We start from the raw sequence: 10,916 nt of genomic DNA, 5'->3' as shown, positions 1-10,916 counted from the left end.
ATGCACACCGGCACCGATTGGGCTGCTCCTATCGGATCGCCGATCATCGCCGCTGGCAATGGTGTCGTTGAGAAGGCGGGTTGGGCCGGCGGCTATGGCAAGCAGATCATCCTGCGCCATGCCAACGGCTACGAGACATCATACAATCACCAGAGCGCCTTTGCTAAAGGCATCGAACCCGGCGCCCGCGTGCGCCAGGGGCAGATCATTGGTTATCTCGGCCAGACCGGTCTCTCCACCGGTCCGCACCTCCACTACGAGTTGATCGTCAACGGCACCAAAGTCGATTCGATGCGCGTCCGGCTGCCGGTCGGCAAGGTGCTGAAAGGTGACGATCTCGTCGCTTTCAAACGTGAACGCGAGCGCATCGACGAACTGTTGAAGCAGGAAGACAGCGATTCGCTGAAGGTTGCGAGTGCCAAGATCGACGGTTGATCCGTCGGCTTTCTGGCTTTGCCGATTTCTCAGCCTTGCGGATTTTCGGCATGCTGCGGCCATGGCAGCCGTTGGCCGGAAATGGTCGTCCAGGCGATGACAGCCGCAAGCAGGCAAAGCAGCGCGGTCACCGAAGAGACCGCGGCAAACGCTGCGTCGCTGGCGGCAAGCCTTGCCGCGTCGACGGCCGGCGCAAGCGCAACCGTTGCCGGTTCGCCATAGCCCGGCACGCCGGGCGTTTCATTGCCATCCAGTGTATGTGCATAGACCCAGGCGGCAAGCGAGCCCATCGCCGCCACCGCGATCAGGCCGCCGATGCGCGAGACGGCATTGTTGATGCCGGATGCCGCACCCGTATCCTTGTCTTCCACCGCCGTCATGATCGCGGTCGACAGTGGCGACACGACCAGCGCCATGCCGAGCCCCATCAGCGCCATCAGCGGGAATGTTCCCGTCCAGAAATTGTGGATGCCGGCATGGGCAAGCAAGGCAAGTCCGGCAAAGGCGAAAGCCACCACAAGGCTGCCGCTGGCGATCGGAAAACGCGGGCCGATCCGGTCCGACAGCTGGCCGACCGGTCCTGATAGAAGTGCGATCGATGCCGACAGCGGCACGAAGATGAAGCCAACCTCGGCCGTGCTCAGTCCCCAGCCGGCGATCAGCAGCATCGGCAGATAGAAAAGATTGGCCGACAGCGCGAAATAGAGGAAAAACGTCGCGACATTGGCGCCGGCGAAAGCGCCGACGCGAAACAGGCTGAGGTCGATCATCGGCTCGCGCTGCCGAAGCTCGAAGACGATGAAGACAGCCAGCAATACGACGCCGGCGGCAATGCTCGGCCCGGCCATGTGGCCCTCACCGCTGGCGCTCATCGAGGTCAGCCCGTAGGCGAGCGCACCGAAGGCCAATGTCGCGAGTGCGGCACCGCCGAGGTCCAGGCTGCGTTTCTCGGTCGGCGTATCGGCTGGAACCTTGGCCAGCAGGAGATAGATCGAGATAAGGCCGAGCGGCAGGTTGATGGCGAAGATCGCCCGCCAGATGCCGTCGCCGAAAGCCGACAGCACGAAGCCGCCGAACACCGGGCCAAGTGCCGTGGTCAGCGCCGAAGCCGCCGCCCAGATGCCGATAGCGCGGCCGCGTTCCTTTTTCGGGTAGGCCTTGGCGATGATGGCGAGGCTGCCCGGCACCATGATGGCCGCACCAATGCCCTGCACGGCGCGAAATGCGATCAGCACAATTGCATTCGGCGCCAGCGCGCAGGCAAGCGAAGCGGTAATGAACAGTGCAATGCCGGCCACGAAGGCGCGGCGCAGCCCGAATCGATCGCCAGCGGCACCGCCGGCAAGGATCAGCGCCGATAGCGTCAACGCATAGGCGTTGGAAATCCACTGTGCCTCGGCAAGGCTGGCGCCAAGATTGACGCGGATCGCCGGCGTGGCGATGGCCAGGATCGAACCGTCGATGAAGCCGAGCGCCGAAGCCAGGATGGCCGCGATCAGCACAAATCGCCGCTGCGCTTGCGGACAGAACGTGCCGTTCGTGGCCGGACTGGTCAGCGGGACGGCGGCAGCTGCGCTTGGTGAATGCATGGAACCTTGCTTAGACCTCCGGTGCAACGGCAACAACCGGCCAGCGGTCTGCTATCCTTGAAACCAGCCCACATTGCCGGGATTGCGCCTGTTCTGATGCAAACGGCGGCAGCCATGTTAGGTTTCCTGGAAACTTGCAAACGGGGAAGACATCGATGAGGCGGCCACTTGAAGCATCGGCGGAGGGACGCGGCCGTATCGTCGGCATCACCGACGGGGTGTTTGCCATCGCGCTCACCCTGATCGTTCTCGAAATCAGGGTGCCGGCGCACGAAGCAATCCATTCCGAACGCGACCTGCTTGCCGCGATCGCGGCACTGGCGCCACGTTTCCTGACCTACGCCTTGAGCTTCCTGACGCTGACCATCTTCTGGTTCGGCCAGCAGGCTCAGCATGGCCTGATCGCCAGATCCGACCGACGGCTTGCCACGCTGAACCTCTGCTTTCTCGGCTTCATCGCCCTGCTGCTGTTCTCGACCGACCTTTTGGCCGACTTCCTCGAGTTCAGAATCGCGGTGCTCGTCTATTGGCTCAATCTGCTGATGCTCGGCGTCACGCTGTTCGCCAGCTGGCGCTATGCGGAGAAAAACGGCTTTTTGGCAGAGGACGTCGATGCGGAAACCAAACGCACGGTCTATCTGCGCATCGTCAAGGCGCAAATCCTGTGGGCGATCGGCGCCGCACTGTCATTCGTCAATCCCTTGCTCGGCATCGGCTTCATCCTGGTCGTGCAGTTGATCTATGCCGCCGCACTTCGGAGTTCACTGCTGCGCAAAATCATCGGCTGAAGGTCCGCCGACAAACTCCACCGTCACACCCGGCGACACCAGCTTGGCCAGTTCACGAGCATCCCAGTTGGTCAGGCGCACGCAGCCATGGCTTTCGGTCTTGCCGATCTTCGATGGGTCCGGCGTGCCGTGAATGCCGTAGGTCGGCTTGTCCAGGGCGATCCAGACCGAGCCGACAGGACCGTTCGGGCCCGGCGGAATGGTCAGGATCTTGTTGTTTTGACCCTGCTTGAAATTGATGCTGGGGTTGTAGGTGTAGTTCGGATCGAGCGCGACGCGCGATACCGCATGCGTGCCGGACGGTGACGGCGTATCCGACGAGCCGATGGTGGCGGGATAGGCTGCCACCAGCCTGCCGCCGGCATCATAGGCGAAAACCTCTTTCTTGTCCTTGTCGGCGACGATGCGGGCCACCGGCGTCGAGACCAGCCTGCCGAAATTGGCGACTTTGATGATCGTGCCGGGGCGATTGAAGTTGATGTCCGGGTTGAGCGCCTTGAGATAATTCTCGTCCATGTGGAAGCGCTCCGCCAGAGCTTCAGTCACAGACGTATAGCCCATGCGGTCGAGCTGCGCCTTCTGGCTGTAGTCTTCCGGGATCGAGGCGACATACGGGCCGGCCGCATCCTCCGGCGTGATCGTGTAGTTGGCGAAAGCGTCGCCGCCGGATTGCGCCAGTGCCGCCTGGATGCCGACCGCATCGGTCGATCGCAGATTGCTGCCGGTGATCTGGTTGTAGGCGGCGAGCGCCTTGTCGACGTTCGAACCGAAACGCCCGTCGATGACGCCAGGCGAAGCGCCACCCCGGTCGAGTAGCACCTGCAGCGCTGCGACGTCCTCGCGCGCTCCCAGCGAAAGCGACGGCTCAATGGTCTTGCCGCCGATCTTCGGCGGCAGTGCCGCCTGATCCCCGGGCATGGTCTGTTCGGTCGGTGCCGCAGGCTGACCAGGGTCTATCGAGGCCTCGTCCAGCGGCTGACGCGTTATGATCTGCGGCTCTGCCGGCTGGGGTGCATCGGGATAATTGTTGTCGTAGCTGCCATCGTCCTGCAGTGGCGGCGGATAGGCTTCCACGGAATTGTCACTGTTGGGATCGTATTCGTCCGCCGGCGGCGGGATGACCCGGCCTTCCTCTTCCAGCTGCTTGCGGCGGAACCGCGCCATGTCTTCCGGATCGTCGAGATAGTAGCGGTCATTGTCATCGGGGGCGCGGCCCAGTTCGCGCAGCCGTGTCTCGCGACGCAGCACGCGGCGGTCGAGCCGCGTCTGCGGCGGCTGGATGGCGATGACCTTGCCGGTATCGGCATCGACAATGACGCGGTTGCCCCTGGCGTCGTAGTAAATGTCCACATTGCCGTCCTGCGCGAGCAGGATGCCACCGTCATTGGCGGCGCGGACGATCGGTGGTGCGCTGTCCTGCGTCGGCGCAGCGAGGGAATTCGAAGACAAAAACCCGCCGGCAAGTACCGAAAGGGTGAAGATCGTGCGCAGCATGGTGGCGAAGCTCTCCGGTCCGTAATTGCCGCCGCCCGGCGTTGTCCCTGTAAGGCGAACCCCTTCGCCAGCAAACCATTTGCCCAGCCTATGGTTCCAATATGAACCGGGCATGAAGATGGCGGTTTCCCGGCACCTCGACGAATATTGGCTAGCCTGCGGCAAGCCCCAATTCCTTGCGCGCCTGCTTCGTCAGCTTCAGGGCGACAAGGCGATGGCTCTCGCGCAGATAGTCTTTCAGCGCAGCATCATCCATGCTCTGGCTTGTCCGACGCTGGATCCATGTCATGCCGCGCGAGGCAAGATAGGGCGCGGGTCGCAGGCCCGGCTGCTCCTTGAGCACATCATAGGCGATTTCGGAGCATTTGAAGGTAACGAAGAGCTGCTGGCCTTGGTCCCAGCCGCCGATCGCGAAGACCTTGGCTCCGACCTTCCAGACATGGGCTCCGCCCCACTGGACGACATGGCTCGTCGCAGGCAGCGATGCGCAGAAGCCGTTATAGTCGTCCAGCGTCATCCCCGCCCCCGTTTATATGAAAAAAGCCGCGCGTCCAGGATGGACGCGCGGCGTTGGATCAGGCTGCCGCTTCCGCCGCGACGATCGTCGGCTTGGAGCGGAAATTCAGCCGGTCGGAACCGGCTGTCACCTTGACGGTAGAGCCGTCGAGGATGTCGCCGAGCAGGATCTTCTCCGCCAGCGGGTCCTGCAGTTCCTTCTGCATCACCCGCTTCAGCGGCCGCGCGCCATAGGCCGGGTCGTAACCCTTGGCCGCCAGCCAGTCGATCGACTCCTGGTCCAGCGACAGCGTGATCTTGCGATCGACGAGCAGGCTTTCCAGCCGCTTGAGCTGGATCTCGACGATGCGGCCCATATCCTGCCGGCGCAGCCGGTGGAACAGGATCACCTCGTCGACGCGGTTGAGGAACTCCGGCCGGAACGACGCCCTGACGACATTCATCACCTCGTCGCGAACCTCATCGACATCCTGGCCCTCGCCGAGATTGACGAGATATTCAGCACCCAGGTTCGACGTCATGATGATCAGCGTGTTGCGGAAGTCGACCGTGCGGCCCTGCCCGTCGGTTAGGCGGCCGTCATCGAGCACCTGCAACAGCACGTTGAAGACATCCGGATGCGCCTTCTCGATCTCGTCGAACAGCACGACCTGATAGGGTCGCCGCCGCACCGCTTCGGTCAGCGCGCCGCCTTCCTCATAGCCGACATAGCCGGGAGGCGCGCCGATCAGCCGGGCAACCGAGTGCTTCTCCATGAACTCCGACATATCGATGCGCACCATCGCGCTCTCGTCGTCGAACAGGAAGCTCGCCAGCGCCTTGGTCAGTTCGGTCTTGCCGACGCCTGTCGGCCCGAGGAACATGAACGAGCCGATCGGCCGGTTCGGATCCTGCAAGCCGGCACGAGCCCGACGCACAGCCTTCGAGACAGCCTGCACCGCCTCACCCTGGCCGACCACACGCTTGCCGATCTCGTCTTCCATGCGCAGCAGCTTGTCGCGCTCGCCCTGCAGCATCTTGTCGACCGGAATGCCGGTCCAGCGCGAGACGATATGGGCGACATGGTCGGGCTGGACCACTTCTTCGACCATGCCGACCTTGCCGTCCTGGGTTTCGGCCACCTTCAGCTTCTTTTCCAGTTCCGGGATCTTGCCATAGGCAAGCTCGCCGGCGCGTTGGAATTCACCCTTGCGCTGGGCAATGGCGAGGTCGTTGCGCGCCTCGTCGAGCTGCTTCTTGAGATCGGCGGCGAGCCCGAGCTTCTGCTTCTCGGCCTGCCACTTGGCGGTGATCTCGGTCGATTCCTCTTCAAGGCCGACGAGTTCCTTTTCCAAACGGGCGAGCCGGTCCTTCGAGGCATCGTCGGTCTCGACCTTCAGCGCCTCGCGCTCGATCTTGAGCTGCATGATACGGCGATCGATCTCATCCAGTGCTTCGGGCTTGGAATCGACCTGCATGCGCAGCCGCGATGCGGCTTCGTCGACGAGGTCGATCGCCTTGTCGGGCAGGAAGCGGTCGGCGATGTAGCGGTTGGACAGCGTCGCCGCCGCCACCAGCGCCGAATCCGAAATGCGCACCTTGTGGTGCTGCTCGTATTTTTCCTTCAGGCCGCGCAGGATCGAAACGGTGTCTTCCACCGTCGGCTCATCGACGAAAACCGGCTGGAAACGGCGGGCAAGGGCTGCATCCTTCTCGACATGCTTGCGATACTCATCGAGCGTGGTGGCGCCGACGCAGTGCAATTCACCGCGCGCAAGCGCCGGCTTCAACAGGTTCGACGCATCCATGGCGCCGTCCGCCTTGCCGGCGCCCACCAGCGTGTGCATCTCGTCGATGAACAGGATGATGTTGCCATTGGTCGAAGTAACTTCGGAGAGCACGGCCTTCAGCCGCTCCTCGAACTCGCCGCGATATTTGGCGCCGGCGATCAGCGCGCCCATGTCGAGCGCCATCAACTGCTTGTCCTTCAGCGATTCCGGCACGTCACCATTGACGATGCGCAGCGCCAGGCCCTCGGCGATCGCCGTCTTGCCGACACCCGGTTCGCCGATCAGCACCGGATTGTTCTTGGTGCGGCGCGACAGCACCTGGATGGTGCGGCGGATCTCGTCGTCACGACCAATGACCGGATCTAGCTTGCCGGCACGCGCATCCGCGGTCAGGTCACGCGCATATTTCTTCAACGCGTCATAGCCCTGTTCGGCACTCGCCGAATCGGCGGTGCGGCCCTTGCGGACGTCGTTGATGACCTGGTTGAGCGCCTGCGCGGTAACGCCGGCTTTGGCCAGGATGTCAGCCGTCTTGGCCGATTTCTCCATGGCAAGCGCCTGCAGCAGCCGCTCGACCGTGACAAAGCTGTCACCAGCCTTCTTCGCCAGCTCCTCGGCGGTCGAGAACACTTTTGCCAGCGGCTGCGCCAGATAGAGCTGGCCATTGCCGCCCTCGACCTTGGGCATCGCCTCGAGCGCCGTCTCGACGCCAAGCTTGACGTCGCGGACGTTGCCACCGGCGCGCTCGATCAGCGACGCGGCCAAGCCCTCGTCATCGTCGACGAGCACTTTCAGGATGTGTTCAGGCGTGAATTGCTGGTGGTTGCGGGAGAGCGCCATTGTCTGCGCGGACTGGATGAAGCCGCGCACGCGCTCTGAGTATTTCTCAAGGTTCATATTTGTCTCCTTCCATCACCGGCCCGCTTTGCGGCACCGGATCAGATTGCGGTGACGGACCCGCCCATTCGAGCCGGATCCAGTTGAGGCTGATATGGTGCACAGGTCCCGAACCCTCAAGACGTCTCGATATCGGCAACCGCATAATATTGCACAGCCGCCCAAAACAAAAACGGCGGAGATTTCTCCCCGCCGCTCAACGTCTTGACGTGTCGTTCGATCAGTTGTCGATATCGACACTGGCCGGTTCGGCGTTGCCGCTGTCGACCGGGGCCGCAGCCACCTCGCCGGCTTCGGCATTGCCGCCACCGCCCTCAACCTGATCTGCGTTGACGCGCGGCCGGCGCGGACGCCTCGGGCGACGGGCAGCACCGCTTTCGGCGGCCGCCTCGTTGAGTTCGGCCCGTGCGGCAAGACCTGCCGGCGACAGGTTCTCGAACAACGGAGCAGGTTCGGCCGCCGCAACGGACTCGGTCGGCGAAGCGGCTTCGCCCTGAATTGCGGGCTCGTTGCTCTGGGGCTGACCACCTTGCTCGGCGGACGATGAATAGTCGCGCTGACCGCTCTGGCCGTAACCGCCATTGGGGCGACGATCACGATGGCGGCCACCATTGTTGCGACCGCTATTGTCGCGCCCGCTATTGTCACGCCCACTATTGTCGCGATTGTCGCGGCCACCTTCCCGGTTGAGCGCAACCTCGGCCGGCATGCCTTCGATGACCGGCTGCGGGCCGGCGCCATGGTTGATCACCGGCACCTGGGCATCGGAAACAGTGTTGCTGTTGTTGCCGGTGTTGCCGGCATTGTCGAAATCGTCGCGATCCTCGTCGCCGTCATCGTCGAAGTCATCGCGATTCTGCTGCGTGTTCTGGATCGGCATCTGTGCCTGTGCGGCCGCGATGATGCGATTGTAGTGTTCGGCATGCTGGAGATAATTCTCCGCCATGACCCGATCGCCGGAGCTTTGCGCATCACGGGCAAGGGTGGCGTATTTTTCGGCGATCTGCTGAGCCGAACCGCGGATCTTCACGTCCGGGCCGTTGCTCTCGTAGTTGCGCGTCAGGGGATTCGGCCCCTTGCGGTTGTTGTTGTTATTATTATTATTGTTATTGTTACCACCGCCGCCGCTGTTGTTACGACCGCGCATGCGCCTGTTCTGCTGTTGTGGCCTCATCAAACTCTCTTCATTTTGAAATTTTCGAAAACTCTTCACGAACGGAGGCGCTCATGCAGCCAGCCGTTTCGTCTCTTCACCGGCGTTCGCCCGCATCAATTGCGTTGGCGCCACGTGCCATCCTGTTCCGGTTACATCACTTGCCGGACGATTCCCGCACGAAGCTTGGGCATCGTTTGCGCAAGAAGGCAGCTATTTCCAAGGAAAACCGAATCGCTAAGAGCACTGCCTGCTTCGTCTCATCCGGTTAAGGCGACCCTAGCCGCATTCCCCGGCATTGCCAAGCGCTTTTTTGCACTGCGTCAAGGCTTTACCCTTTCAAAGACAAGAACCCTGTCGTTTCCGCCAAAATCCCGAAAAGCACCGCCCGACACGTAGCCGGCAGCAGTGAATATCTCCGAAACTTGGTTGTGCTGCGTGTGGCCGATCTCGACCGCAATCCTGCCTTCAGTTTCCAAAAACCTCGCCGCCTCGGCGGCGATGATCCTATAGGGGTTCAGACCGTCCGCGCCGCCATCCAAGGCCAAGCGCGGGTCGAAATTGCGGACTTCGTCCTGCAGATTTCCAATGTCTTCGGAGGGTATATAGGGAGGGTTTGCGGCAATTACATGGTACCGGCCAGAAACTTTTTCGAACCAGTCCGACTGGAGCCCAGTGAACCGCCCTGCAAGGCCCAGTTGCCCGGCATTGCGGGTCGCCGTCGCCAGCGCGCCCGCGGACAGATCGACGCCGGTGGCGATCGCGCCTGGCACGGCGCTGAGCAGCGCCAGCGCAATGGCGCCGGTGCCGGTGCCAAGATCGAGGATGCGGCATGTGCCCTCCCGCGCCGCAACTGCCTTGACGAAGGGCAACATCGCCTCGACCAGCGTTTCGGTATCCGGCCGCGGCTCCAACGTTTCCGGCGATAGCGACAGCCGCAAGCCGTAAAATTCACGATAGCCGAGGATGCGATGCACCGGCTCGCCGCCGGCGCGGCGTCGCAAGGCGGCATCGATTTCGGCGACGACGCCAGCGTCGACCTTGCGTTCGGGGGCCGCGATGGCTTGCGTGCGCGTGGTGCCGGAAAAATGCTCGCCGATCAGCCTCGCATCGAGCGCCGGATCGTCGATGGCGGCAGCGGCAAGCCGAGCCTGCGCTTCCCGCAGCAACTGCCCCAGCGTCTCGGGCAGTTGATCAGCCATCGATGCCGATGTCGGCGAGCAGCTTCGACTGGTGATCGGCGATCAGTGCGTTGATGATCTCGTCGAGTTCGCCCATCATCACCCGGTCGAGCTTGTAGAGCGTCAGGTTGATGCGGTGGTCGGTGACGCGGCCTTGCGGGAAATTATAGGTGCGGATGCGTTCCGAGCGGTCGCCGGAACCGACCTGCGACTTGCGCGATTCGGAACGCTCCTCGTCGGCCTTGCCGCGTTCCAGGTCATAGAGGCGGGCGCGCAGGATCTGCATGGCCTTCGCCCGGTTCTGGTGTTGCGACTTTTCCGCCTGCACCACCATGATGCCGGTCGGCAAATGGGTGATCCGGACAGCCGAATCGGTGGTGTTGACGTGCTGGCCGCCCGAGCCCGAAGCGCGCATCGTGTCGATGCGGATGTCTTCGGCCCTGATGTCGATGTCGACCTCTTCGGCTTCCGGCAGCACCGCGACGGTGGCGGCCGAGGTGTGGATACGCCCGCTCGCCTCGGTCGCCGGCACCCGCTGCACGCGGTGCACGCCGGATTCGAATTTCAGGTGCGCAAAGACGCCCTTGCCCGACACCGTGGCGATGATTTCCTTGTAGCCGCCTGCATCGCCGTCGCTGGCCGACACCGTCTCGAAACGCCAGCCGCGTTCGGCGGCGTATCGCTCATACATGCGAAACAGGTCGCCGGCGAAAAGGGCGGCTTCATCGCCGCCGGTACCAGCGCGAATTTCGAGAATGGCGTTCTTGTCGTCGGCGGCATCCCTGGGCAACAGCAGGATCTGGATGTCCCTCTGCAGCGCCTCGATGCGTTCCTCGACCTCCGGCAGCTCGGCCTCGGCGAGCGCCCGCATCTCGGCATCGGTGCCCTTGTCGGCAAGCATGGCTTCGAGGTCGGCCTGCTCATGCTCGGCCAGGCGCAGTGCCCTGACCTTGGCCACCATGTCCTGGATTTCGGCATATTCGGACGCCATCCGCACATAGGCGTCCGGCGCCGGGCCGGCCGACATCTGCGCTTCGAGCATCTCGAAACGCTTGACGACTTGATCCATACGATCGCGGGGCAGGTTGACCATG

Annotated in this window: 9 protein-coding genes (1 of these 9 only partly in view); 2 read left to right on the top strand and 7 right to left on the bottom strand. The window is 62.9% G+C overall.

The window, feature by feature from the left end; all coding sequences use genetic code 11:
- A protein-coding gene (locus tag NKJ06_RS08995; RefSeq protein WP_352631773.1) for a M23 family metallopeptidase crosses the window boundary here: on the top strand, window positions 1–435 show its end. 1,533 nt of this gene lie to the left of the window's left edge; 435 of the gene's 1,968 nt are visible here — the last part of the coding sequence; its start codon lies beyond the left edge, outside the window; the stop codon is at window positions 433–435.
- 29 nt (window positions 436–464) lie between these two features.
- Here the strand turns inward: NKJ06_RS08995 and NKJ06_RS08990 are convergent, their stop codons facing one another.
- Window positions 465–2,024, bottom strand: coding sequence for an MFS transporter (locus tag NKJ06_RS08990; protein WP_352631771.1), 1,560 nt, complete (start codon window positions 2,022–2,024; stop codon window positions 465–467).
- A 155-nt stretch (window positions 2,025–2,179) separates the two neighbouring features.
- Between NKJ06_RS08990 and NKJ06_RS08985 the strand changes: the two genes are divergently transcribed.
- Complete coding sequence (locus tag NKJ06_RS08985) at window positions 2,180–2,812, top strand: TMEM175 family protein (protein ID WP_352631769.1); 633 nt, start codon at window positions 2,180–2,182, stop codon at window positions 2,810–2,812.
- Here NKJ06_RS08985 and NKJ06_RS08980 read toward each other — a convergent pair.
- From NKJ06_RS08980 to prfA, 6 genes are all read right to left on the bottom strand, one after another.
- On the bottom strand, window positions 2,786–4,306 hold the full coding sequence (locus NKJ06_RS08980; RefSeq protein WP_352631856.1) for a L,D-transpeptidase family protein: 1,521 nt from the start codon (window positions 4,304–4,306) through the stop codon (window positions 2,786–2,788). The two genes, NKJ06_RS08985 and NKJ06_RS08980, sit on opposite strands and share 27 nt — an antisense overlap.
- Window positions 4,307–4,457: 151 nt before the next feature.
- The gene (locus NKJ06_RS08975) at window positions 4,458–4,823 is read right to left on the bottom strand and encodes an MmcQ/YjbR family DNA-binding protein (RefSeq protein ID WP_352631767.1); all 366 of its coding nucleotides are present in this window, start codon (window positions 4,821–4,823) and stop codon (window positions 4,458–4,460) included.
- Between the two features lie 58 nt (window positions 4,824–4,881).
- Entirely contained in the window at window positions 4,882–7,488 is a 2,607-nt protein-coding gene (gene clpB, locus NKJ06_RS08970) for an ATP-dependent chaperone ClpB (RefSeq protein WP_352631765.1), read from the bottom strand.
- 220 nt (window positions 7,489–7,708) lie between these two features.
- Window positions 7,709–8,662 (bottom strand): DUF4167 domain-containing protein, encoded by a 954-nt coding sequence (locus tag NKJ06_RS08965; RefSeq protein WP_352631763.1) that lies wholly within the window; start codon window positions 8,660–8,662, stop codon window positions 7,709–7,711.
- 302 nt (window positions 8,663–8,964) lie between these two features.
- Window positions 8,965–9,843, bottom strand: coding sequence for a peptide chain release factor N(5)-glutamine methyltransferase (gene prmC / locus NKJ06_RS08960; protein ID WP_352809657.1), 879 nt, complete (start codon window positions 9,841–9,843; stop codon window positions 8,965–8,967).
- Entirely contained in the window at window positions 9,836–10,915 is a 1,080-nt protein-coding gene (gene prfA, locus NKJ06_RS08955; protein WP_352631759.1) for a peptide chain release factor 1, read from the bottom strand. The genes prmC and prfA overlap by 8 nt, the downstream gene beginning before the upstream one ends.
- Window position 10,916: the final 1 nt, after the last annotated feature.

The sequence above is a fragment of the Mesorhizobium sp. M0293 genome (assembly GCF_040321735.1).
Taxonomy (GTDB): Bacteria; Pseudomonadota; Alphaproteobacteria; order Rhizobiales; family Rhizobiaceae; genus Mesorhizobium.
Note: the sequence above shows the minus strand (reverse complement) of the source record. Positions and strands in the feature narration are given on the sequence as shown.